Origin of the sequence: Psychrobacillus mangrovi, from assembly GCF_037104765.1 — a bacterium.
In the GTDB taxonomy this organism is placed as follows: Bacteria; Bacillota; Bacilli; order Bacillales_A; family Planococcaceae; genus Psychrobacillus; species Psychrobacillus mangrovi.
This window is the reverse complement of the sequence record NZ_JBAWSY010000008.1, coordinates 95,540-119,241: the sequence shown is the minus strand read 5'-3', so window position 1 is coordinate 119,241 and position 23,702 is coordinate 95,540. Positions and strand designations below refer to the sequence as shown.

24 protein-coding genes are annotated in these 23,702 nt (G+C 36.4%); 2 read left to right on the top strand and 22 right to left on the bottom strand.

What is annotated here, in order from left to right:
* Positions 1-2: 2 nt before the first annotated feature.
* The 16 genes from rapZ to hprK all read right to left on the bottom strand — a co-directional run bounded on the left by rapZ (position 3) and on the right by hprK (position 14,115).
* Complete coding sequence (gene rapZ / locus WAX74_RS12540; protein ID WP_336498010.1) at positions 3-887, bottom strand: RNase adapter RapZ; 885 nt, start codon at positions 885-887, stop codon at positions 3-5.
* Positions 880-1,362, bottom strand: coding sequence for an 8-oxo-dGTP diphosphatase (locus tag WAX74_RS12535; RefSeq protein ID WP_336498009.1), 483 nt, complete (start codon positions 1,360-1,362; stop codon positions 880-882). Before WAX74_RS12535 ends, rapZ begins: the two co-directional genes overlap by 8 nt.
* Positions 1,363-1,565: 203 nt before the next feature.
* On the bottom strand, positions 1,566-2,516 hold the full coding sequence (trxB, locus tag WAX74_RS12530) for a thioredoxin-disulfide reductase (RefSeq protein WP_336498008.1): 951 nt from the start codon (positions 2,514-2,516) through the stop codon (positions 1,566-1,568).
* 70 nt (positions 2,517-2,586) lie between these two features.
* Positions 2,587-4,113 (bottom strand): tetratricopeptide repeat protein, encoded by a 1,527-nt coding sequence (locus WAX74_RS12525; protein WP_336498007.1) that lies wholly within the window; start codon positions 4,111-4,113, stop codon positions 2,587-2,589.
* Between the two features lie 123 nt (positions 4,114-4,236).
* On the bottom strand, positions 4,237-4,860 hold the full coding sequence (gene hisIE / locus WAX74_RS12520; protein ID WP_336498006.1) for a bifunctional phosphoribosyl-AMP cyclohydrolase/phosphoribosyl-ATP diphosphatase HisIE: 624 nt from the start codon (positions 4,858-4,860) through the stop codon (positions 4,237-4,239).
* Positions 4,857-5,612 (bottom strand): imidazole glycerol phosphate synthase subunit HisF, encoded by a 756-nt coding sequence (gene hisF / locus WAX74_RS12515; protein WP_336498005.1) that lies wholly within the window; start codon positions 5,610-5,612, stop codon positions 4,857-4,859. The genes hisIE and hisF overlap by 4 nt, the downstream gene beginning before the upstream one ends.
* Positions 5,606-6,349, bottom strand: a complete 744-nt coding sequence (gene hisA / locus WAX74_RS12510) for a 1-(5-phosphoribosyl)-5-[(5-phosphoribosylamino)methylideneamino]imidazole-4-carboxamide isomerase (RefSeq protein WP_336498004.1) — start codon at positions 6,347-6,349, stop codon at positions 5,606-5,608. The genes hisF and hisA overlap by 7 nt, the downstream gene beginning before the upstream one ends.
* Before the next feature lie 35 nt (positions 6,350-6,384).
* The gene (hisB, locus tag WAX74_RS12505; RefSeq protein ID WP_336498003.1) at positions 6,385-6,981 is read right to left on the bottom strand and encodes an imidazoleglycerol-phosphate dehydratase HisB; all 597 of its coding nucleotides are present in this window, start codon (positions 6,979-6,981) and stop codon (positions 6,385-6,387) included.
* The gene (gene hisD, locus WAX74_RS12500) at positions 6,978-8,261 is read right to left on the bottom strand and encodes a histidinol dehydrogenase (protein ID WP_336498002.1); all 1,284 of its coding nucleotides are present in this window, start codon (positions 8,259-8,261) and stop codon (positions 6,978-6,980) included. The genes hisB and hisD overlap by 4 nt, the downstream gene beginning before the upstream one ends.
* Positions 8,262-8,269: 8 nt before the next feature.
* Positions 8,270-8,899 carry an ATP phosphoribosyltransferase gene (hisG, locus tag WAX74_RS12495; RefSeq protein ID WP_336498001.1) on the bottom strand — a complete coding sequence of 210 codons (630 nt, stop codon included), beginning with the start codon at positions 8,897-8,899 and terminating at the stop codon, positions 8,270-8,272.
* Positions 8,892-10,070, bottom strand: coding sequence for an ATP phosphoribosyltransferase regulatory subunit (locus WAX74_RS12490; RefSeq protein WP_336498000.1), 1,179 nt, complete (start codon positions 10,068-10,070; stop codon positions 8,892-8,894). Before WAX74_RS12490 ends, hisG begins: the two co-directional genes overlap by 8 nt.
* A gap of 163 nt (positions 10,071-10,233) precedes the next feature.
* A complete protein-coding gene (locus WAX74_RS12485; protein WP_336497999.1) occupies positions 10,234-10,740 on the bottom strand; it encodes an acyltransferase in 507 nt (168 codons plus the stop codon).
* On the bottom strand, positions 10,737-11,390 hold the full coding sequence (gene ppaX / locus WAX74_RS12480) for a pyrophosphatase PpaX (protein ID WP_336497998.1): 654 nt from the start codon (positions 11,388-11,390) through the stop codon (positions 10,737-10,739). The genes WAX74_RS12485 and ppaX overlap by 4 nt, the downstream gene beginning before the upstream one ends.
* A complete protein-coding gene (locus WAX74_RS12475) occupies positions 11,387-12,328 on the bottom strand; it encodes a nucleoside recognition domain-containing protein (protein ID WP_336497997.1) in 942 nt (313 codons plus the stop codon). Before WAX74_RS12475 ends, ppaX begins: the two co-directional genes overlap by 4 nt.
* Before the next feature lie 17 nt (positions 12,329-12,345).
* Positions 12,346-13,155, bottom strand: coding sequence for a prolipoprotein diacylglyceryl transferase (lgt, locus tag WAX74_RS12470; RefSeq protein ID WP_336497996.1), 810 nt, complete (start codon positions 13,153-13,155; stop codon positions 12,346-12,348).
* A gap of 24 nt (positions 13,156-13,179) precedes the next feature.
* Positions 13,180-14,115 carry an HPr(Ser) kinase/phosphatase gene (hprK, locus tag WAX74_RS12465; protein WP_336497995.1) on the bottom strand — a complete coding sequence of 312 codons (936 nt, stop codon included), beginning with the start codon at positions 14,113-14,115 and terminating at the stop codon, positions 13,180-13,182.
* Positions 14,116-14,239: 124 nt separating this feature from the next.
* On the opposite strand from hprK, the gene WAX74_RS12460 reads away from it, so the two are divergent.
* The gene (locus tag WAX74_RS12460; protein ID WP_336497994.1) at positions 14,240-14,779 is read left to right on the top strand and encodes an N-acetylmuramoyl-L-alanine amidase; all 540 of its coding nucleotides are present in this window, start codon (positions 14,240-14,242) and stop codon (positions 14,777-14,779) included.
* A 702-nt stretch (positions 14,780-15,481) separates the two neighbouring features.
* On the opposite strand, the gene WAX74_RS12455 is transcribed toward WAX74_RS12460, so the two are convergent.
* From WAX74_RS12455 to WAX74_RS12435, 5 genes are all read right to left on the bottom strand, one after another.
* Complete coding sequence (locus WAX74_RS12455) at positions 15,482-16,603, bottom strand: DUF4097 family beta strand repeat-containing protein (protein ID WP_336497993.1); 1,122 nt, start codon at positions 16,601-16,603, stop codon at positions 15,482-15,484.
* Between the two features lie 66 nt (positions 16,604-16,669).
* Positions 16,670-19,561, bottom strand: coding sequence for an excinuclease ABC subunit UvrA (uvrA, locus tag WAX74_RS12450; RefSeq protein ID WP_336497992.1), 2,892 nt, complete (start codon positions 19,559-19,561; stop codon positions 16,670-16,672).
* 5 nt (positions 19,562-19,566) lie between these two features.
* Positions 19,567-21,549 (bottom strand): excinuclease ABC subunit UvrB, encoded by a 1,983-nt coding sequence (gene uvrB, locus WAX74_RS12445; protein WP_336497991.1) that lies wholly within the window; start codon positions 21,547-21,549, stop codon positions 19,567-19,569.
* A gap of 133 nt (positions 21,550-21,682) precedes the next feature.
* On the bottom strand, positions 21,683-21,814 hold the full coding sequence (locus WAX74_RS12440; protein ID WP_336497990.1) for a hypothetical protein: 132 nt from the start codon (positions 21,812-21,814) through the stop codon (positions 21,683-21,685).
* A gap of 162 nt (positions 21,815-21,976) precedes the next feature.
* Complete coding sequence (locus tag WAX74_RS12435; RefSeq protein ID WP_336497989.1) at positions 21,977-22,213, bottom strand: IDEAL domain-containing protein; 237 nt, start codon at positions 22,211-22,213, stop codon at positions 21,977-21,979.
* A 182-nt stretch (positions 22,214-22,395) separates the two neighbouring features.
* On the opposite strand from WAX74_RS12435, the gene WAX74_RS12430 reads away from it, so the two are divergent.
* Positions 22,396-22,929, top strand: coding sequence for a competence protein ComK (locus WAX74_RS12430; RefSeq protein ID WP_336497988.1), 534 nt, complete (start codon positions 22,396-22,398; stop codon positions 22,927-22,929).
* Between the two features lie 3 nt (positions 22,930-22,932).
* Here the strand turns inward: WAX74_RS12430 and WAX74_RS12425 are convergent, their stop codons facing one another.
* The gene (locus WAX74_RS12425; RefSeq protein ID WP_336497987.1) at positions 22,933-23,298 is read right to left on the bottom strand and encodes a hypothetical protein; all 366 of its coding nucleotides are present in this window, start codon (positions 23,296-23,298) and stop codon (positions 22,933-22,935) included.
* Positions 23,299-23,702 lie beyond the last annotated feature (404 nt).

The following is a 23,702-nucleotide window of genomic DNA, read 5'->3' as shown; positions in this document are numbered from 1 at the left end:
CTTCATTCCTTTCTTATAGTAACATCTCTATGCGTAATAATTGTTTTGTCTTCTGCTTTTAATAGTTTACCAAAGTATTCGGCTAGAGTTACGGAGCGATGTTGTCCCCCAGTACATCCGAATGCAATGACTAGCTGCGTTTTACCTTCTCGTTTATATTGTGGAATCATGAATTGAAACAAATCTGTTAATTTTTCAATTAACGTTTTTGTATCTACCCACTTTAGTACGTAACTTGATACTTCTTTATCCAGTCCTGATTTTAAACGTAACTCTTCAATATAGTATGGATTTGGAAGGAATCGTACATCAAATACTAAATCCGCATCTATAGGAAGCCCATGTTTAAAGCCAAATGACATAACATTGACTGTAAAAACATTGCTTCCTTTTGGTGAGAATTCGTCTTGTATTTTTTCACGTAGCTCTCGTGGCTTCATTTTGGAAGTATTATAAATAAATTGAGCTCTTCCTTTAAGGTCAGAAAGTAATTCTCTTTCTTTTTTTATCCCATCTAAAGGAAGGCCTGAGTTCGCTAGAGGATGAGATCGTCTAGTTTCTTTATATCTTCTAACTAATGCTTCATCTTGCGCATCTAAAAATAAAACTTTAGGTGTTACTGACGTTGCTTCTTGTAAGCTGTTAATCGAATCAACTAACGTATTAAACATTTCTCCCCCACGTAAATCCATCACGGCAGCAATATTGCGAGGCTGTTTATTCGAATCCATCATTAGATTAATGAATGTACCTAAAAGTTCAGGAGGTAAATTATCGATACAATAATAGCCAAGATCTTCAAAGCTTTGAATCGCCACCGTCTTCCCTGCTCCAGACATACCGGTAATTATGACTACTTCTGTTTCAAGCTTTTGTTGACTATCCATTAGTTACTTCTCCCTCCGATGATTGCTGAATCGTTTCTTTTAGTAGGGTAAAGTCAGGCGTGTATACAAATGTACCATATTGAACACCGTGCTCTTTAACGGCAAAAAGTAGATTTGTACGATCGCCCTCTGCCATAGGTAAGACTTCTAGCTCTTCTACCGGATGCCATTCTAAAACACCTTCTTTTGTTTCTTTAAAAGGTGTTCCTTCTAGGTCTCTTGCAATAAAGGTGAAAAGCATCCATTCATCAATTCGTTCTCCATCCTCTTCAATCACCATTGTATAAATTCCTTTTAAATGTGGACGGATTGGAGTTGTATTCGTTTCTTCTGTGTACTCTCGGACTGCAGCACTAAAAATGGATTCACCTGGCTCCATTTTACCACCCGGAGCAACATACCAGTTTCTTCTAGGCTTTTTTAATAAAAGAACTTGCCCATTTTTATATACGAGTAAATTTGCGATTCGTTGCACGTAATAGTCACTCCAAACCAATAAATACTTAATACTTTATATTATACATGAAAATCAAAAAAAGAGGCTGCTTCATCGATTAAAATCGAGAAACAGCCTGTCCAAAAAATTCTATATAAAAAGGGGGTCAATTTATATTTCTTACTATACACTTTATGTGTTTCAGGAAGGTTACAAACGAATTAAAATAACATTAATTAAAATTAAACGTTTGTAACATTTTTATCTTTCAAATTCTCGATATAATGTTGTGCGGATTGTGCAGCGATACTTCCATCTCCTGTTGCTGTGACAATTTGACGAAGCATTTTATCACGTACATCCCCTGCTCCGAAAATGCCAGGTATAGATGTTTCCATTTTTTCATTTGTTACGATATAACCATTTTCATTTAAAATCCCTAGATTATTAAATGGTTTCGTTAGTGGTAACATTCCTACGTAAACAAAAACCCCATCAGTTTCAAAATCTCTTTCGGAACCATCAACAGTTGAAACTAAAGTTACGCTTGCTACTTTACCATCTTTACCATGAATCTCTTTTAGAGTCGTGTTCCAAATAAAATCTATTTTTTCATTTGCAAAAGCACGATCTTGTAAGATTTTTTGTGCACGTAGCTCATCACGGCGGTGAACTATTGTCACTTTTTCGGCAAATTTAGTTAAGAAGGCACCTTCTTCAACAGCAGAATCTCCACCACCAACAACAACAAGGTTTTTTCCTTTAAAGAATGCGCCGTCACATACTGCACAATAACTTACTCCGCGTCCACCAAGTTCAGTTTCCCCTGGTATCCCCATTTTCTTATATTCTGCACCAGAAGAAATAATTACTGCTGATGCTTTATATTCTTTTCCGCTAACTTTTACTGTTTTATATTCAGTACCATCAATTATTTCTGCAACATCACCGTATGCATACTCTGCACCGAATTTTTTTGCATGTTCGAACATTTTTGTCGAAAGCTCTGGTCCCAAAATAGTTTCAAAACCTGGATAGTTTTCTACTTCTTCTGTGTTCGCCATTTGTCCACCTGGTATACCACGTTCAATCATCAAAGTTGATAGATTTGCACGTGACGTATAAACTGCAGCAGTCATTCCGGCAGGTCCAGCTCCAATTATTATTACATCATAAATTTTTTCTTCTGTCATAGCTAATTCCCCCTACACTTCTACTAACACTCAATCTAAAGGAATTCTATGCTTACTTCAACTATTTTGCTTAAACATCAAAAAGTGGTAGGAATTGCATTAATTCATTCACATATTTTGTTAGTGTGTTTGTTGTAATTCCATACTGATCTGCATACTGTTTTTTTGTAACGTTTTTGGAACGAGAAGATTCATACATATACTCAGTTGCAGCTGCCAACGCTTTAGGGTTTTTAAATCCATAACCCTTTTCAAGAGCTCGTTCAACTAAAACGAACCACATTTGAAATAGGTACGTAACAGGCTGAGTAAGAGGTTTATGTTTGTCATACAACAAATCCGTTGCTGCAATTGCTCGCATAAATGCTTTTTCAGCAACCGATTTTTCATCAAACGAATGTCCTAATGATTGCGCTAAGAATAACTTTTCCATTGTCGTTAACTCATCAACTTTAATCCATTGGGGATGAGAAATTATCTCTTGGCGATGCTTAGATTTACCAAGTAGATAAAAACCAAATATTCGTTCACTCACATCTTTATTTTGAAGTTTTTCTAAAATAAACTCCCTTTGATGTTCTGAACCATTACTATTTATATCCTTCATCTGAGGCAACCAAGGTTCAAATCCTGCTTTTTCTGGATCTAACTTCAGCAAAGTTTTCCATGCATTTCTCGCAATTTCCTCATGACCAGCAAAATAAGCAGAATGCGATAGCCAAAAATAAAACCCGGGATCGCCTTCGAATCCTTTACGCTGTAAACTTCTTAACCATTTATAAGCTTCGTCGTACTTTCCGATTAACGCAAAAGTAGCACCTAATTTGTAGCGATGCTCTACAAAGTAAGGATTTATTTTCGAAAGAATACCTGTAATCTCTTCTAATTCCTCGGTATTTTTCTCATAATAATGGATGACAGCCAAGTTACAAAGCGCATGGATATTCCCTCTGTTTTCACTCAATACCTGATGGAGTAAAGCTTTTGCTTGTTCCTCTTCACCAATATAAAAATAAGCTAATGCTAAATTATTGAAAGCCGCCCAAAACTCAGGATTATCAGTAATGATGGATTCAAGCAATTCCACTGCTTCTTTAAAGTTTCCTTCTTCCATTAATCTCCGAGATTTTTCCTGTTGAAAAAGTGCTTCACTAGAAGGACTGTCGGTATCTAGTAGCTCTAAATTATCTTGTTCTGTAAAATCCACAATCTCCATTGCTTCTTCCGTATATTCTCCGTGAATATCCATTTCTAAATACTCTCTAGCAAAACGATTGGCATCTATAAAGTTTCCTAAATGGGCATTCACTTCTGCAAGAAGGAAGACAATTTCTGGTTCTGTTGGGTTCAACACATTTGCATCTCTTAAAAGTTCATGTGCCTTATCAAAATTATCTAATTCCATCTGTAGTATTGCGTATTGTAATAAGATAGATGCGTCATTTGGACTTAATTCAACCGCTCTTTTCAAATATTTATGTGCTTTATTATATTGCTCTTTTTGTAGTTCGCCTAATGCTTTTTTATAGTAGTAATCGCCATTTGGCAAAAACGAAATAATATTTTCTTTTAGATCATTTTTACGTTTTTTATTCAAGATAACCTCCGAAAAATAATAAGGAACGTATGTAACGTCCCTTATTAGTATATCCCTCAGTATATCATAAACAGTAGTTTTTTATGTGTTTTATATTAATTACAAAAACTACTACTTAATTTGTTATTTTTGTTTTTTACTTTCATGTCTCTTTTGAAGCACTTGTAGTAAATCGTAAAAGCTAACTTTTTGGTTTTGTAATAAAACAAGCAAGTGATAAAGTAGATCTGCCGCTTCCCACTTTAATTCCTCCGAATCATTGTTTTTAGAAGCAATGATGACTTCAGCAGATTCTTCTCCAACCTTTTTACATATTTTATCTACGCCTTTTTCAAATAAATAAGTAGTATATGCACCCTCTGGCATCGTTTGTTCTCTTTCCTCAATAATATTAATTAAGGATGTAATAACATTGTATCCAACTGTATTGTCCAATTTTTCTAGAGTATTATGAAAGCAAGTTTCTTCTCCTGTATGACAAGCAGGACCAGTAGGCAAAACTTCTACTACTAACGCATCTGAATCGCAATCTGAACGAATAGAAATAACTTGTTGCGTATTTCCTGAAGTTTCTCCTTTATGCCATAATTCTTGTCTACTTCTGCTAAAAAACCAAGTTTCCTTTGTTTCTACTGTTTTTGTATATGCTTCTTCATTCATATAAGCAAGGGTTAAAACTTCTCTTGTAATAGCATGTTGAACTATCACAGGAATAAGACCCTTTTCATCAAATTTTAAATTTGTCATTTTACATCTACTCCTCTTTCACGAACGTAATTTTTCACTTCACGTACACTAGTTTCTTTAAAATGAAAGATGGAAGCTGCGAGTGCAGCATCAGCGTTTGCTTCTGTAAATGCTGCTAATATATGTTCCACATTACCAGCTCCTCCGCTAGCGGTAACAGGAATTGATACCGCATCCTTTACAAGCTTTGTTATGGCAATATCATAGCCATCCTTTTCTCCATCACGGTCCATACTCGTAAGTAAAATTTCTCCAGCTCCAAGTTTTTCTACTTCTTTTGCCCAATCGACTGCTTTCCAATCTGTTTTCTTTTGACCGCCATGGGTGTAGACAAACCACTCTTGCTCGTCTTTAGACCATTTTACATCGATAGCGACAATGATTTTATTGGAGCCAAATGTTTTTGCTCCCTCTGTAATCACAGATGGATTACTAATTGCAGTAGTATTAATGGAAATTTTACTTGCTCCAGCCTCTAATAGTTGCTGCATATTGTCTACTGTACGTATTCCCCCTCCAACAATTAGAGGAATAGAAATTTGGGCTGCCGTTTTTTTTACGACATCAATCATTGTTTCTCGTCCTTCGACAGAAGCAGAAATATCTAAAAATACTAACTCATCTGCTCCTTCTTTATCATAAAAAACCGCAAGCTCTGCAGGATCGCCAGCATCTCTTAATTGAACAAATTGGATGCCTTTGACAACTCGTCCATCTTTCACATCTAAACAAGGAATAATTTTCTTTACCACTTTGTTACCTCCTGCAAAGCTTCCGTTAGTGTAAAGCGATTATTGTATAATGCTTTACCTGTAATAACACCACTCACTGTTGTATCTTTTGCCAACCTTGCGACTTCTCCAAGATCTTCAAGTGAACTTATGCCCCCGGAAACGATCACTGAAAGACCTGTAGCTTCTGCAAGCTCTTTGTTTGCTGCTAAGTTTGGCCCTTGAAGCGTTCCATCCGTCGCTATATCTGTGAAAATAACATGTTTAGCCCCTTTTGAAGCAAAATACTGACCCACTTCTACAGCAGATTGAGAAGACGTTTCTAGCCAACCATGTGTTGCTACCATTCCATCTTTCGCATCTAAGCCTATTACAATTCTGTCTCCACCAAATTCTTCGATTAAATCCGCTACGAGTTCAGGTTGAGCAATGGCTAGACTACCAATAATGACACGGTTAACCCCATTTTCTAAATAAAATTGAACATCCACTTTCGAACGAATACCTCCCCCAATTTGAACACTTACGGGAAGTTCCTTTGCAATCCGAATGACTTCATTTGCATGTATTTTTTCGCCATCCTTCGCACCATCTAAATCTACTAGATGAATCCAGGTTGCCCCTTCATCTGCAAACTTTTTAGCCATATCGTATGGAGAATCTCCATAAATAGTTTCTTGCTCATAATCCCCTTGATATAAGCGGACACATTTTCCGCCTTTCATATCAATGGCTGGATATACTTGAATGGATGTCATGCTGTACTCTCCCTTTTTAGACGCCTTGCGCTTTTTTATGTAAGTAATCCTTTTGTGGAAGGAACGCCTTTGACACGCTCATCCTTTGTGATTGCGTCATCAATGGCACGAGCTAGTGCTTTGAAGATTGCTTCAATCATATGATGTGTATTTGTACCATAGTGGACAATGACATGGACATTCATACGTGCTTCTAAAGCAAACTTCCATAAGAACTCATGCACAAGCTCTGTATCAAAATTTCCGACTTTTTGTGTTGGAAATTGTGCACGGAATTCTAAATGTGGACGATTGGAGATATCTATCACTACTTGTGCTAAAGCATCATCCATTGGAACAAATGCATTTCCATATCGTTTAATACTTTTTTTATCACCTAAAGCTTCTTTAACAGCCTGTCCAAGTACAATTCCAATATCTTCTGTTGTATGATGATCATCAATATGTGTATCGCCATTTGCTTTTATCGTTGTATTGAATAGACCGTGCTTTGTAAACAAATCAAGCATATGGTCCATAAAAGGAACACCAGTATCAATAACTGCTTTTCCCTCTCCATCTAGAGCTATTTCAACAAAAACTTTTGTTTCATTTGTCATTCGTTCAATTTTAGCAATTCTATTATTCGTCAATTTGAATCCCCCTTTTTCCAACTTCTTGATTCTACCGATCGTGCATGTCCCTCCAATTGCTCCAGTCTTGCTAAACGAGCAATTTTTGGGTATTGCTCCTGCCACATTTCCTCTGAGTAATACACAACGCTTGTCTTCTTAATAAAATCATCAACGCATAGTCCACTTGAGAATCTTGCAGTACTATTTGTAGGAAGCACATGGTTCGTTCCGGCGAAATAATCACCAACCGGCTCACTACTAAATCTTCCAACAAAAATCGCACCAGCATGTTTTATTTGTTCACTAATCACTTCTGGCTGCTCTGTCATTATCTCTAAATGCTCTGGTGCAAGCTCATTAACAGCTTCTACTGCTTGCCCTAATGATTCTGCAATATAAATACGACCAAAATTTTCAATAGACCCTCTTGCAATCTCTTCTCGAGGCAATTGTTTTAACTGTGTTTCTACTTCATCCGCTACTTCTTTTGCTAGTCTTACACTCGTTGTAACTAAAACAGCACTGGCAAATCGATCATGCTCCGCTTGTGCTAATAAATCAGAAGCTACTTCATCTGCAAAAGCTGTCTCATCGGCAATAATCGCTATTTCACTCGGTCCAGCAATCATATCAATCGCTACTTTTCCGAATACTTCTCTTTTTGCAAGTGCAACATAGCTGTTTCCTGGTCCAGTAATTTTATCTACTGCTCGGATACTTTCCGTCCCATATGCTAGAGCAGCAATCGCCTGAGCTCCTCCGACCTTATATATTTCTGTTATTCCAGCAATCTTTGCTGCTACCAGTACAGAAGCAGGAAGCTTACCTTCTTTCGATGGTGGGGAAACGATTACCACACGTTTAACTCCAGCTACAATCGCTGGTATGGCATTCATCAAAACAGATGATGGGTAGGCAGCAGTTCCACCTGGTACATATAATCCTACTGCATCTAGTGGTGTAATTTTATATTGTATATAAGAGCTCTTTGCCAATGGAAAATCAATATTTTGACGTACTTGTTGCAAATGGAATGCACGAATATTTGCTGCTGCTTCCTCTAAATCTTTTATTAACTGTGAATCAAAACTAGCAAATGCTTCCTCAACCTCTTCCTCAGTTACTCTTAGGCACGTAAGCTTTGCTCCGTCCCATTTCTCGGTATAATTAAAAAGAGCTTTGTCTCCATTTATTCGGACCTGATCAATTACTTCACGAACTGTAGTTACATGATCAACATTTGCCTGTTCCACTGAACGTTGTAATGAAATTGAATCCGAAAGCTTAGCAATTTGCATAAGATTCCCTACCTTTTATGTAATTCATTTTTTAATTGTGCAACGAACTCTTTTATTCTTTCGCGTTTCACACGATAGCTCACTGGGTTAACAATTAATCGAGAAGAGATTTCAACAATTTTTTCATATTCCACTAGTCCATTTTCTTTTAACGTTTGACCAGTAGAAACTATATCGACAATTCTATCTGCTAAACCAATCATTGGGGCTAACTCTATAGAACCATTAAGCTCGATAATCTCCACTTGCTCTCCTTTTTCTTTATAAAAATTAGTGGCAATTGTCGGGTATTTCGTTGCTACTCTTGGAGCAATCTCATTCATTTGAGTGTTAGGTAGCCCTGCTGTTGCTATATAGCATTTGCTTATATATAAATCGAGTAATTCATGGACATCCCGATGCTGTTCTAATAATACATCTTTTCCAGCAATTCCGATGTCTGCAACCCCATGCTCCACATAAACAGGCACATCCATTGGTTTTGCTAATATAAATTTTATATTTTCGTTAGGAGCTTCTACAATCAACTTCCTAGAATCATTAATTTCTTTTGGCAAATCAAATCCTGCTTCAACAAATAATTCATATGCTTCTTCAAAAATGCGCCCTTTTGGCATTGCAATCGTTAAATCATTCACGTAAAGAACCACCTTCTGAGACACTAATAACATCATCAAATGTCTTTATATATGCATCAATATCATTTACACTTCCCATATATTGAAGCGTAACTCGTTCCGCTTTATTTCTTCGTTCTTCTGCAAGTTCACTAGCTTTTGAATAAAGTCCCTCTTGAAATAAAATTAACGTATGCTTTTCTTTAAGTTCATTTTTAGGTAGAACCTCTAAAAGTCTATCTACTCTAATTCCAAATCCAGTAGCCCCAACTTTTTCATTAAAATGATTAAATAACGCATCGTATCTTCCGCCATTGCCAATAGGAAAACCACTTCCTGCAGCATGGATTTCAAAAAGCATACCTGTGTAATAGCTCATATGACTAGTTAGTGTAAAATCGAAGGATACAATGGAAATATCACTTAATTGCAACTCTAGTAAATCTCGAAGTTGATCTACTTGATCCATTAAGTACTGTTGGTCATTTGTTAAAAATTGACGAAACTCCTCTAAAGCTTTAGATTCCACCGTATATTCAATCAAATTCGTAAGATTCTCTTTTTGATTTTGTTGTAACTCTAAGTCCTCTAACTTCTGTTCAAAACCTACAAAGTTCTTTTCGACTAACAGTTGTCGCAACGAATCTACTTGTTTTTCTGTATCAGTATTATTTTTCAATATCGCAGTTAACAATCCAGCGTTTCCAATTGTAATACGAAAACTCTCCACACCAAGTTCTTTCACAAGTTCTACTGCTGTATGTATGATTTCGCTATCACCATAAGCACTAAAATCACCGATTAACTCGAGCCCCAACTGTTCAAATTCAGCTGGTCTTCCACCTTCTCTTTGCTGTGCACGAAATACATTTGCATAGTAGGCTAATCGTAATGGATTTTTTTCCTTTAATAGTTTTGCAGCCGCAATTCTCGCAATCGGTGTAGTCATATCTGGCCGTAATACAAGCATTTCCCCTTGATTGTCTACCAATTTAAAAAGAGAGGACTCATCAATAGCAGAGGCTCTTCCTATCGTCTCAAAATACTCCACTGATGGCGTTTTAATAAAGTCATATCCTTTGTTTCGAATAAAGTCTCTCGCTATAGAACGTATATATTCTTTCTGTTCATACACTTCAGGGAATGAGTCTCGCATTCCTAAAGGTTTCTCAAACATTTGAATTTTACTCATGTTGTTCACTCCTAAGTTCACTTTAATACACTAGAGTACTAATACGATAAATTATTTAAATTTTATCTTATTTTAAACCATTCGTCAACACACTTCACTTTTTTATGTATAAAAAAAGCCATTCAACTAGAGCCTACTGTCTAATTAGAATAGCTTTTCTATTTCATCTATTGCGTTCTAACATTTCTTCTTTCGTGTAAATAATGCGCATCGGATTTCCTCCAACAAAGCATCCTTCTGGCACATCACTATTTACAAGCGTTGCAGCCGATACGATTGCATCATTACCAATTGTCACTCCAGGTAAAATCGTAGAATTGGCACCAATCAACACTCGATCGCCAATAATAACATCACCAATACGATATTCGTCTATTAAATATTCATGTGCTAAAATCGTTGTATTGTACCCAATGATGGAATTATCACCAACTTTAATACGCTCTGGAAACATCACATCCACCATAACCATTAAAGCAAAAGAAGTCTCATTCCCGACTTTCATCTTTAAAAAGGTACGATAAAAGAAGTTTTTCCAACTTAAAAATGGAGAGTACCGTGCTGCTTGGATAAAAATAAAATTTTTAACAACTTTCCAAAATGGAACTGTATCGTACACATGCCACAAGGAATTCGCTCCACTCACCGGATACCTTTCAGTCTTTCTCATACTCTTTGCCCCTTCGCAATAATTAGCAAATCACTTATATGATGTATCATATAAGTAGGAAGAAAAGTAGCTAAAAAGGCTTCTCCTTTTAAGGACCATGCAACTGCAGCAGTATCTACCCCAGCCCTCTGGCCTCCAACTATGTCATGTAAATTGTCACCAATCATTAGAGAATCCTCTTTTTTTACATTTAGTCTCTTAAGGGCCAGTTCAATTGGTTCGGGGTCTGGTTTTGGTTGTTTAACATCATCTATACCCACAATTGTGTCGAATACATTTTCACATTGCATCAGCTTAATGCCTCTATCAATCATAACTCGTCTTTTTGTCGACACGATAGCTAATTTGTAACCTTCTTCTTTCAATTTATACAGTGTATCTACAACTCCATCAAAAGGGATCGCCATTTGGTCATGCATTTGTATATTCCATGATCTGTAGGCTTCAATAAGTGCTTCCGTTAGATTAGGGTCAATTGTATTGAAAGATTCTACTAAAGTAGGCCCTAAAAAAGGCAAAACGCTGTCTCTATTATATTTCCCAGGAAATTTTTCTCCTAAAACATGTAAAAATGTTTCGATAATAAGTTCGTTTGTATTTAGTAGTGTACCATCAAAATCGAATAGTAAAGCTTTATAGGCATCTCTCATGATTGTGCCGCCACTTCCTCTTGTTTTGTCTGCTCCACTTTATTCCATAAATAAGCTACAATAATCGTTAAGACGAATGCTGTCGTAATTCGAACTAAAAATAATGGTAGTATTGGAATTCCTAATGGAATAAAGATTAATGTATCTTCAATCACAGCATGACAAGCAACTAAGAAAATAAAAGCAATCGTTGCATCCTTTTTACTTACACCATCTTCTTTTACTGCTTGAATCATTATCCCAGCTCCAATTGCTAACCCCATAACTAATCCTATAACTATAGTTAAGGAGGCATTTGGTTTTAATCCAATTATTTTTGTAAATGGACCTATCATTTCTGAGAATTTTTGTAAATAACCTTTTTCCTTTAAAAACTGAATAATTACCATTAACGGTATTACAATTATCGCCAATTGCAAGACGCCGAACGTCGCTTTTTGTAAGCCCAAGATCACTATTTCTAACCAGCCATCTGGAATCTGCTGAGTTGCAGTAGTTATGCCATATTTAGCTATCTCTCCGCCACCCTGCCATACCAAATTAATAATAACAGCAGAAAGTATCGCTAACCCAAATCGAACAACTAATACGATCCACAGTTTTACTCCTACTCGAAGCGCAACACCCGTTTCAATAAAAATATTATGAGAAAAAGAAAGCATTGTGGCTAATATAAATACCTCTTTTACAGTCAGTTCTAATGAAAGAATTCCGCCAATTGCAGCATATAGATTTAGACCATTTCCAAGGACTAGCGGAATTGCCGCCTCTCCACGTAAACCGATAAGTTCCATAAATGGAGAAATGACCTGAATAATCCAAGGAAAAATGGGTGTATATTGCAATATGACGACAAGTAATGTGATAGGAAATATTATCTTACTTAAAGTCCATGTAGTTTTAAGCCCAGCTAATAAACCCCTTTTTAAAATTTCCAACCCTTTCCCTACTTTCCTTACTTATCTAAATAATGCACCACAGGCTTAACAGTAATTCTTCTATAAACAATTAAACTTAATGCTATGATAATGCCTAGTAGTGAAACGACTTGAGCAGTTCTTAAATCCCCAATCAAATAAAGACTATCCGTTCTCATACCCTCAATAAAGAAACGCCCTACAGAATACCAGATGATATACAATAAGAAAATTTCTCCACGTCGTAAATTTACTTTACGAAGTGAAATTAATATTATTACTCCAATAAAATTCCAGACGGATTCGTATAAAAATGTCGGATGATAGTATTTACCATCTATGTACATTTGCTCTATTATCCAGTTTGGTAGCATCAAGTTTTCTAAGAAAGTTCTCGTTACTTCCCCTCCGTGTGCTTCCTGATTCATAAAATTACCCCAACGTCCAACTGCTTGGCCGATTAATAAACTAGGAGCTACAACATCTGTAACCTTCCAAAAAGAAGTACCCCTTTTTTTCGTAAAGAAATAAGCAGTTAAAAATGAAGCTATTAAAGCACCATGAATTGCTATTCCTCCATTCCAAATTTGAATAATTTTTTCTGGATTTTGACTATAGAAATCCCACTTAAATATCACATAGTATATTCTTGCCCCAACTATTGCTAAAGGAACAGCCCAAATTAATAAATCCGTTAAGTACTCTGGATGAAAACCACGCTTCACCATCTCACGTTGTGCTACTATAAACGCAAGTATAATCCCAAACGCAATTATCACTCCGTACCATCTAACTTCTAATGGTCCAAGCGAAAAAGCTATTGGATCGATAGCCTGTAATAAATTCATATGAAACTCCTTTCAATCGTTTGATTAATATTCATTTTCTCCATTTTGACTAATTACATCATCTAATCGTTTCGCAAAGTCTTCTGCAGCATTGACGCCCATTCGTTTTAATCGATGGTTCATCGCCGCTACTTCAATTATTACTGCCAAGTTTCGACCTGGTCGAACTGGTACGGTTAGCTTTGTTATTGCTGTATCAAATATTTCCATTTTCTCTTCTTCTAGTCCAAGCCGCTCATACGTTTTTTCGGCATCCCATAATTCTAGATCAATTACTAATGTAATACGCTTATATGTACGGATTGCACTAGCCCCGAACATAGTCATAATATCAATTATGCCTAGCCCTCGTATTTCTAAAAGATGCTCAATTAGTTTTGGAGCACTACCAACTAGTGTATCTTCACCTTCTTGACGAATTTCCACACAATCATCGGCAACTAGTCGATGACCTCTCTTCACGAGCTCAAGGGCTGTCTCACTTTTCCCAACACCACTTTTACCAGTAATTAATACGCCGACTCCATATATATCAACTAATACACCATGAACTGCTGTAGTAGGTGCAAGCATACTTTCTAAAAAGTTAGTTAGCATACTCGAAAATCGAGTTGTAGCCATACTAGTAGTTAGTACTGGAACAGAATTTTGATTGGAAGCTTCTATTAATTCTTCTGGAACTTCCATACCGTGTGAAACGATAATTACTGGCGTATCAGGAGCACAGAGCTTTTTCATACGCTCTTCTTTTTCATTTCGTTCTAATAGCTGAAAAAAGGAAATTTCTGTTTTTCCTAATAGTTGAATGCGATTAGATGGGTAATGTGTAAAATAACCTGCCATTTCTATTCCAGGTCGTGATATATCACTTAATGCAATATGCCGACCTATACCTTCTTCTCCACTAATTAATGTGAGGTTGAACTTTTCTTTTACGTCCTTTGTCGTCACATGTGCCATATTTTGAGACCCCTTTCTCGCTACTATTTCTCACATAGTTCTTATTTTAGCATGATTACTATATTTATTAGTATCCATTTATCTTTTCTTCTTCTATTTATTTAAAGAAGGGAGAGATTCATTTATGAAAATTATGCTAGATGCTGGCCACGGACCAGATACAATTGGAAAAAGGACACCAGATGGGAAAATGAAGGAATTTGAATTTAATGCGGCTGTTGTGGGTTTCCTAAAAAAGGAATTAGAGGATTGTGGGTTGATCGTTTTGGTAAGTCATCTAGGCAATTTAGATGTTGCCCTTCATGAAAGGACTACACTTGCCAATAAACTTGGAGTGGACGTATTTATTTCAATACATGCTAATGCATTTGGCACTACCTGGAATAACACGAGCGGTATTGAAACATTTACGTATACAAGACCTTCGGAACAATCTAAGTTACTTGCAAAGTATATTCAGGATTCATTATGTTCTCTTTCAAAAGGCAAAAACCGTGGAGTAAAACAAGCTGATTTTGCAGTTCTTCGCGACACAAAAATGCCTGCAGTGTTAGTGGAATGTGGTTTTATGACAAATAAAATAGAAGCAACATTACTTCAATCAAGGTTATATAGAATACTTTGCGCAAAAGCAATTGCCTTTGCAATTCTACGTTGGATATAAAATAATAACAAAGGTCCCATCTGAAGAAGGGACTGAAAAGGTATCTCTTAGTGAGTATGTAACGACATTTCGTTCACATACTCACTTTTTTGTTTTGGACCCGTTAATTTCCGTTCCAGGCGGACGCGTTCCGCCGGCATGGCTTCAGCCGCTTCCCTCGCTACGCTCAGTCCAGGGTCTTCAGCTCATGCTATTCCGGCTGGAGTCGCCGCCTTCCACTACAATTAACTATTATCCGCTTTTTAATTAGTAAATCATCATGCCATTAACAGAGTGAATTTTTTTCACTTACATTTATTCAAATAGTATTTATAGAAAATCGTTGAAAAAGGTGACACTCCTGCGGGAATAACGTTAGCCGAAGACCCCGCAGCGCAGCGAGGAGGCTAAGGCAACGCCCGCGGAAAGGGAGCCGTTTCAACGATTTTCTTATTTATCGGACGACATTATTAGTAAAGTCAAATACTATAGACTTTTTCAGTGCCCTCGCTACGCTCCTGCAGGATCTCGACAGTCTTCTCGCTTTTCCCGCTAAAGTAAGCTGACACTTCTCCAAACCAATAAAATGGACAAAAAATCAAAATAATTTATGATACCAATTAGGCAACTGCCTTTTGACTACGTATAGCACGGTGCTAAAACAAGTCAGATTATAAGAAAAAAAGCTGACGGAAGAAATAAATTCTTCTGTCAGCTTTTCTTTTATTCACCTTCTACTGTATAGCGTACAAGGATTGTTCCTGTTTTGGCATCTCCAGATACTCTAAGTGGATCTGCTTCGGAATCTACTATTTTTGTAAAACCAACTTTCTTATTTAACAATTGCTCCGATTGGTTTAGCTGAGTTACATCAAATAGTTGTACATCAATTTTTCCTAATTGAGAAGTAACTTCTCCTTTTAACGATACATCTTTTCTAACATATAATTCTACAGTACCTGCAACAGCAGTGCCTTCGATTTTACGAGCTTCTTTATCTTTCGTAGTTAAGATAACATGTCCACTGACTGAAGATCCTTCGAGTTCCTTCAATTTTCCATCTACATAAATACGACCATTAATCGTCTCAACTTCAACTGATTCACCCTCGATGTTTTGAACTTGCACGGAACCATTTACTGTTTCAATGTCTGCCTTGCCTATCTGTATATCATCTAGATTTACTTTTCCATTTGTCGTTTTCACTTTAAGTGTTTTTACTTCTAGGCTCTTGGCACCAAAGTCACCATTAAATAAACGTGCCGAAATATCGTTGTAAGCTTTTTTAGGCACAAATAATGTAACTTGAACAGATGTCGTTTTCATATCACTATATATACGCAATTTATTTCCTTCTGTTTTAAACAGAAAATCGTTTTGAAAACGATTTTTAGCCTCTTCTTCGGAAGAATTCTTATATGTCTTAACTGTTACGTCTGCATGTGTAGATTCTTCTTCTGTAGGATAAATATCGATTTTACCATTCGCAATATCAATGGATATATCCTCAAATTGTGCTTGCTCAAGCGCTAATTTTTCTTGAAATACAACCGGCTCACCGAAAGGCATTTCAAAATCAATATCCCTAATTTTATCGACTGTTCCTTGCATGAACTGCATGAAGCGTTCTCCCATTACGTTAAAATCTCTTTTTAAGTCTTCTATGAAATCGGAGTTTTGTTGCTTTTGCTGTGTTCTACCTTGTTCATAACCCTGATGTTGTGGTTCTGCTTTTACTTCTGGAGCTGTTTGTTTGCCAAGTACCTCTAATAGACCTAAAGCTTCTTGAGCAGTGATAGTACCATTTTCAACCATATCTAAAATACGTTTGCGTTCTTCTTGCATTGTGAATGGCCTCCTTTTAAGTTAAAAGTCTGTACTCTACCTATACGATTCAGGGAATAAAAGGTTTCAATTGGATTTAACTGTCTCTTTTTTCTTTTTAGATGCTTTGGACACTACTTCATCCATTCTTTTTCGATCACGTTCCAAAATTGTTTTTAAATACTTACCTGTGTAAGAATCTTTTATTTCAGCAATTTTTTCTGGCGTACCAACACCTATTATGGTTCCTCCTTTATCTCCTCCCTCTGGTCCTATATCAATCATATAGTCTGCAGTCTTAATAACATCTAAATTATGTTCAATAAGAAGTACGGTGTCTCCATTTTCAACTAAACGCTGAAGGACCTCTAGAAGATGGGCAATATCATCGATATGTAACCCAGTCGTAGGTTCATCCAATATATAAAACGACTTTCCGTTGGAACGTTTATGCAATTCGGAAGCAAGCTTCACTCTTTGCGCTTCTCCTCCGGATAATGTTGTAGCCGATTGACCTAATTTCATATAACCGAGCCCGACATCTACAATAGTCTTTATTTTACGGCTAATTTTCGGATGGTTTTCAAAAAATGCATAGGCAGTTTCAGCTGTCATATCCAATACTTCTGCAATATTTATTCCTTTGTATTGTACTTCAAGGGTTTCACGATTATAACGTTTACCATGACATACCTCACAAGGTACGTAAACGTCAGGTAAAAAGTGCATTTCAATTTTAATTATTCCGTCTCCGCGACACGCTTCACAGCGTCCACCTTTCACGTTAAAACTAAATCTTCCTTTTTTATATCCTCTTACTTTAGCTTCATTTGTTGTTGCATATAAATCTCGAATATCATCAAATACCCCAGTATAAGTAGCAGGATTTGACCTTGGTGTACGTCCGATTGGAGACTGATCTATATCAATCACTTTCTCCAATTGCTCAATTCCTTCTATACTCTTATTAGCCCCTGGCTTAACTTTGGATCGATTAATCTTTTGTGCTAACGATTTATAAAGAATTTCATTCACTAGCGTACTTTTGCCTGATCCAGATACGCCTGTTACAGCTACAAAGACGCCTAATGGAATATCCACATTTACATTTTTCAAGTTATTTTCGGAAGCGCCTTTAATTTTAATGTATCGTCCATCTGGCTTTCTTCTCTCTGTTGGTAAGGGGATAAATTTCTTCCCACTTAAATATTGACCTGTTAGTGATTTATTGTTTTTCATTACTTGTTCTGGAGTCCCTGCGGCTACTATTTCCCCACCATGGATCCCAGCGCCAGGTCCAACATCGATTAAATAATCTGCAGCCAGCATTGTATCTTCGTCATGTTCAACAACAATAAGCGTATTACCAATGTCACGCATATTTTTTAATGTATCAATTAATCGATCATTATCACGCTGATGTAAACCAATGGAAGGCTCATCCAATATATATAAAACTCCGGAAAGTCTCGATCCAATTTGAGTTGCAAGACGAATTCGTTGTGCTTCCCCACCTGATAGTGTTCCCGATGCTCGGTTCAATGTTAAATAATCAAGACCAACATTATCTAGGAAGCCTAATCGTTCATTAATCTCTCTTAAAACTAATTTTGCAATTTGCATATCCTTTTCTGATAGTGTTAACTCATTGAAAAATTTATTTGCCTCTTCAATAGAAAACTCTGTTAATTGGCCTATATGCATGGAATTAACTTTAACTGCAAGTGTTTCTGCTTTTAATCGATATCCCTTACAAGTCGGACAATCATGTTGTCCCATATATTTTTCCATTTGTTCTCTAATGTAATCTGAAGATGTATCCTTATAACGTCTCTCAACATTTGCCAAGACACCTTCAAATTGAATAGAATTGTCTCTTACTTGTCCAAATTCATTTTCATATCGAAAACGAATTTTATCTGTACCAGAGCCATACTTTATTTTATTCCACTGGTCTATCGGTAATTTTTCTACCGGTACATTCATTTTAATTTTGTAATGTTTACATACAGCTTCTAATAATTTCGGGTAGTACTGTGAACTCGTTGGCTGCCACGCAAGTATAGCCCCTTCGCTTAATGTGAGACTTTTATCGGGTACAACTAGATCAGGATCCACTTCCAATTTTGTCCCTAAACCGTCACAGTCAGGACATGCCCCGAAAGGATTGTTGAATGAAAACATACGTGGCTCTAACTCACCAATTGAAAATCCACAAATTGGACAAGCATGGTGCTCACTAAATAATACTTCCTCGTGCTCCATCACATCAATCATTACTCTTCCATCGGCCAATCGAAGTGCTGATTCAAGTGAATCACTTAAACGAGCAGCAACGCCTTCTTTCATTACGATACGGTCGATAACTACTTCAATATTATGCTTTTTATTTTTATCTAAATTAATATCATCATCTAAATCGATTAATTCCCCATCTATTCTTACACGTACATACCCTTGCTTTTTCATATCTTCCAACAGTTTTACATGCGTACCTTTTCTACCAGACACAATTGGAGCTAATACTTGCATTCGAGTTTTTTCAGGATATTCGCTCAAACGATCGACCATCTGCTCAATCGTTTGAGAACTAATTTCTATTCCATGGTTAGGACAAATCGGTTTTCCCACACGCGCATACAAAAGTCGCATATAATCATATATTTCTGTGACAGTAGCGACAGTTGAACGAGGGTTTTTACTTGTCGTCTTCTGGTCTATAGAAATAGCTGGCGACAATCCTTCTATCACATCTACATCTGGTTTATCCATTTGTCCTAAAAACTGACGTGCGTAAGAAGAAAGAGACTCTACATAGCGTCTTTGCCCTTCCGCATAAATCGTATCGAATGCTAAAGAGGATTTTCCGGAGCCGGACAAGCCTGTCATTACAACAAGCTTATCTCTCGGTATTTTTAGACTTATATTTTTTAAGTTATTTGCTCGAGCACCTTGTATAATTATTTCTTGGTTTTTCACACTCTTCATCCTTCCAGCTTTAGTTCGAGGATTGCATCACGTAATTCTGCAGCACGTTCAAAGTTAAGCGCTTTTGCAGCATCCTTCATTTCTTTTTCGAGATTCGTTAATAATGCTGCTTTTTCTTCTTTTGTTAACGTTTTTCCACTTGTTAACTTTTGTGCATACGTTCCTTCTTCTTCTGCAACTTGAGAAGCACGAATAACTTCCCGAATCTTTTTCTCAATCGTTTTCGGTGTAATACCATGTTTCTCATTGTATTCCATTTGAATGGTTCTACGGCGTTTTGTTTCATCGATTGCTTTTTTCATAGAGTCAGTCATTTTATCCGCGTACATAATGACTTCACCATTTGAATTTCGGGCAGCTCGTCCAATCGTTTGAATTAAAGAACGTTCGGATCGTAAAAATCCTTCCTTATCCGCATCTAAAATAGCAACAAGGGATACTTCTGGGATATCAATTCCTTCTCGAAGCAAGTTTATTCCTATCAATACATCATATGTCCCTAAACGAAGTTCTCGTATAATCTCGATTCGTTCTAATGTTTTCACTTCTGAGTGAAGATATTGAACTTTTATCCCTATTTCTTTCAGATAATCTGTCAAATCCTCGGACATTTTCTTCGTTAATGTAGTAATTAACACCCGTTCATTTTTCGCGGAACGCTCATGGATTTCATTGATCAAGTCATCTATTTGACCTTCAATTGGTTTTACTGTGATGACTGGATCGAGTAGTCCTGTTGGTCGAATAATTTGCTCAACCATTTCAGGGGTATGCTCAATTTCATATGGTCCTGGAGTCGCAGATACATAAATCGCTTGATTCACATGATCTTCGAATTCATTAAAAGTAAGTGGACGATTGTCTAACGCTGAAGGTAATCGAAAACCATAATTTACAAGTACCGATTTTCTTGCCTGGTCACCATTAAACATTCCTCTTACTTGAGGTAATGAAACATGACTTTCATCTACAACGAGTAAAAAGTCTTTCGGAAAATAATCTAATAGAGTGTAAGGGGTAGCCCCTGCTTCACGCAATGTAAGATGACGTGAATAGTTTTCAATTCCGGAACAAAAACCCATCTCTCTCATCATTTCTAAATCGTAGTTTGTACGTTGCTCTAATCTTTGCGCCTCTAATAATTTGTCTTCATTACGTAATAATTTAAGTTGCTCTTCTAATTCTTTTTCAATATTTTCAATGGCAAGACGCATTTTTTCCTCGCGTGTAACGAAGTGAGATGCGGGAAATATAGCGACGTGCTCTCGTTCTGCTAATATTTCTCCTGTTAACGCATCCACTTCTCGAATACGGTCTATTTCATCCCCAAAAAACTCTACTCTTAGACATCTTTCATCTCTTGATGCCGGGAAGATCTCTACTACATCTCCACGAACACGGAATGTACCGCGTGTGAAATTTATATCGTTTCTTTCATATTGAATGTCAACTAACTTTCGAAGCAACTGATTCCGCTCAATTTCCATCCCCGATCTCAGAGATACGACCATTTCTCTATATTCTTCAGGATTACCGAGACCATAAATACATGAAACAGATGCGATAATGATGACATCTTTCCTTTCGAATAAGGAAGATGTTGCCGAGTGACGAAGCTTATCAATTTCTTCGTTTATGCTCGAATCTTTTTCAATATACGTATCTGTTTGTGGCACATACGCCTCAGGTTGAAAATAATCATAATAACTAACGAAGTATTCCACTGCGTTGTTAGGAAAGAACTCTTTAAACTCACTATAAAGTTGTCCTGCAAGGGTTTTATTATGTGCCATTACCAGTGTTGGTTTATTAATCTGTTGAATTACATTTGAAATAGTAAATGTTTTTCCTGTTCCTGTAGCACCAAGTAATGTTTGATGTTTTTCCCCTTTCTGAACCCCTTCTACTAATTCTTTAATTGCTTCTATTTGATCCCCCGCTGGCTTATACGGAGCTTGCAAATCAAAAATTTGATCCATATGATAGCCTCCCATAACTTGAATATTTTCAGTTTAACACACTATCTTTTTCAACACGAATAAAACGAACGTATGTTTTTTCATAAAAAAGAAAAACCGCTTCAAACAAGCGGTATTACTAGTTATTTTAACATTATCTTTTTGATGCCTCTAAGGCTAAATACAAGCCTACTTTATTATTTTGTCTCCAGATAGCATCCCATTTTTCAAGTGGTACTGGATTCTCACCTATATACGATGATATTTCTAATGTGATTCCAGGCATTTTGTTTTGTTGAATAAACCAAGCGGCAGAAGATCCTGATCCCGGTAAGCTTCTATCTCCTTACTTAATAAATAAGTTTACAAGAATTTCTGTAGAAATAAATCGAATTTTAAATCAATTTCAATCATAAAAAAAAGCCGCTCTGCAAAAGCGGCTTTGGTTTTACTTTATACTTTGCAATTGTTGTAATGCATTCGTATACTCTATGAATGCATTCTTATCTTTTTGGTCTAATGCGTCATCAATTAACTGCAATAATCTAAAACTACTTTGTTCCCGGTGAATTATGTTTAAAAACATATCAAGATAAATTTCGTTTAACAATTTTTCTGCAGAGCTTTCTTTTCCTGTTTGTCCCATTGCTTTTAAGAAATCTGCGTATGAATATTGTTTGTCCATCTCTGATCACCCCGATGTCTTTTTTTCATTATATAAAAGTAAAACAAGAGATGCAATCATTTTGAGAAAATTATGATTTTAACATTAGTTTAAAATTTTTAGAAAATTCGTTATATTAGATTGCTTTATTTCCATATTTAACTATAATTGATGTATAAACTACTAAGGAGTGGGAAAATACGATGAAAATAATAAAAGATAAATCCTTCCTCGTTTCATTTGAAACTGCAGTTCTACAGCCAGTCCGAATAAACAACAAAGTTTATACAAAGGTTACTAATATTTCAGGGGAAACTATATTAGTAGGTAAAAAGCCTTACGATATAGTAAGGCAATCATGTTCCTATTATGGCTCCTCTTTTCAACAAGCAAAAAACCTTTCCAGAGAAACACTCGGAAATTTCCTTAAACTTCCTATAATTATTGCACATGACTATGGAAATCCATGTATATTAATACCTTTACTTTCACCAAAATCGGATTTAAATGTTTGGTTTTCACTTAAAGCAATTGATGGGTTTCATGCAAGTGAAGGAATGTGTAAGGTTTTATTAACGAATGGTCAAACAATTACTGTTGAAACCTCGGCGAATACGTTAAGCAAACAAATTGGGTTTGCAAACCTGCTAAATACCCATTTTTTAAAAAGAATGAGTCACCTGTCATATGAGGGATTTTTATCTACCAGAAATCAATATTCTTCTAATAATTTTTAGAATTCAACTAGTTTTTTCTACAAGCGCAAAATACATAGAAATGAGTTCTTCTACTCTATTTCGAAGGCGGACGTTTAAGTACCTACGATGTTCTTCATAACCACCATGGAAAAATACATACTCAGTGAACATATCATCACCTTCTCCACGAAGAACTTTCATACTATGTCGCTTCATATAAATATGTGTCTCTTTTAATTCCTTTTGAACTTGCTTCACGGCTTTCTCCACCATAGATATATAAGGTCGTTTTAGCTTAAAAGGGCCTTTTTCAAAAATGGTTCTATCCTTTTCCAAAATGGTTAAAACCATCGGAAGATAGATCATGTTTTCTAAGTATGGTAAAGATTCATCCGGTATTAGTGGCATATCATATCCTCCTTCCAACAAGAACGTTTGTTCTTATATTATTGTACAACTTTTAATGTAAAATGCAATAATCTACAAAAAATATTTTTTCCAATTTAATGAATTAAATACATTTGCTCATAAAAAAACTACCATTCTATATGAATGGTAGTTACAGACTGTATACAAACTCAATTTTTTTATATGATATCATCAGGTTTTCCGAAGCTTACCGCTCGCTTTCCGCGGGCGAGCGCCGAGCCGCTTGGGCCAACAGGATGTTGGTCATGCAATCGTTGCCGCAGGACGCGGCGAACTTAGATTGCCATCCTCTAACAAGCTCCTGCAGGGTCTCGTCTGTCTCGCTTTTCCCGCAGGAGTCGAGCGGACACTTCTCCAAACCACTAAGATGCTTCCTTATTATT

Bases quoted from the DNA above. Each gene is read 5' to 3' on its own strand.
- rapZ (WP_336498010.1), bottom strand. From the start codon at position 887: ATGGATAGTCAACAAAAGCTTGAAACAGAAGTAGTCATAATTACCGGT.
- trxB (WP_336498008.1), bottom strand. From the start codon at position 2,516: ATGACAGAAGAAAAAATTTATGATGTAATAATAATTGGAGCTGGACCT.
- hisIE (WP_336498006.1), bottom strand. From the start codon at position 4,860: ATGACAAATTTAAAATTTGATGAAAAGGGTCTTATTCCTGTGATAGTT.
- hisA (WP_336498004.1), bottom strand. From the start codon at position 6,349: ATGACATCCATTCAAGTATATCCAGCCATTGATATGAAAGGCGGAAAA.
- hisD (WP_336498002.1), bottom strand. From the start codon at position 8,261: ATGCAAATTGCTAAGCTTTCGGATTCAATTTCATTACAACGTTCAGTG.
- WAX74_RS12490 (WP_336498000.1), bottom strand. From the start codon at position 10,070: ATGAGTAAAATTCAAATGTTTGAGAAACCTTTAGGAATGCGAGACTCA.
- WAX74_RS12485 (WP_336497999.1), bottom strand. From the start codon at position 10,740: ATGAGAAAGACTGAAAGGTATCCGGTGAGTGGAGCGAATTCCTTGTGG.
- ppaX (WP_336497998.1), bottom strand. From the start codon at position 11,390: ATGAGAGATGCCTATAAAGCTTTACTATTCGATTTTGATGGTACACTA.
- lgt (WP_336497996.1), bottom strand. From the start codon at position 13,155: ATGAATTTATTACAGGCTATCGATCCAATAGCTTTTTCGCTTGGACCA.
- hprK (WP_336497995.1), bottom strand. From the start codon at position 14,115: ATGGCACATGTGACGACAAAGGACGTAAAAGAAAAGTTCAACCTCACA.
- WAX74_RS12460 (WP_336497994.1), top strand. From the start codon at position 14,240: ATGAAAATTATGCTAGATGCTGGCCACGGACCAGATACAATTGGAAAA.
- WAX74_RS12455 (WP_336497993.1), bottom strand. From the start codon at position 16,603: ATGCAAGAAGAACGCAAACGTATTTTAGATATGGTTGAAAATGGTACT.
- uvrB (WP_336497991.1), bottom strand. From the start codon at position 21,549: ATGGATCAAATTTTTGATTTGCAAGCTCCGTATAAGCCAGCGGGGGAT.
- WAX74_RS12440 (WP_336497990.1), bottom strand. From the start codon at position 21,814: ATGCCTGGAATCACATTAGAAATATCATCGTATATAGGTGAGAATCCA.
- WAX74_RS12435 (WP_336497989.1), bottom strand. From the start codon at position 22,213: ATGGACAAACAATATTCATACGCAGATTTCTTAAAAGCAATGGGACAA.
- WAX74_RS12430 (WP_336497988.1), top strand. From the start codon at position 22,396: ATGAAAATAATAAAAGATAAATCCTTCCTCGTTTCATTTGAAACTGCA.
- WAX74_RS12425 (WP_336497987.1), bottom strand. From the start codon at position 23,298: ATGCCACTAATACCGGATGAATCTTTACCATACTTAGAAAACATGATC.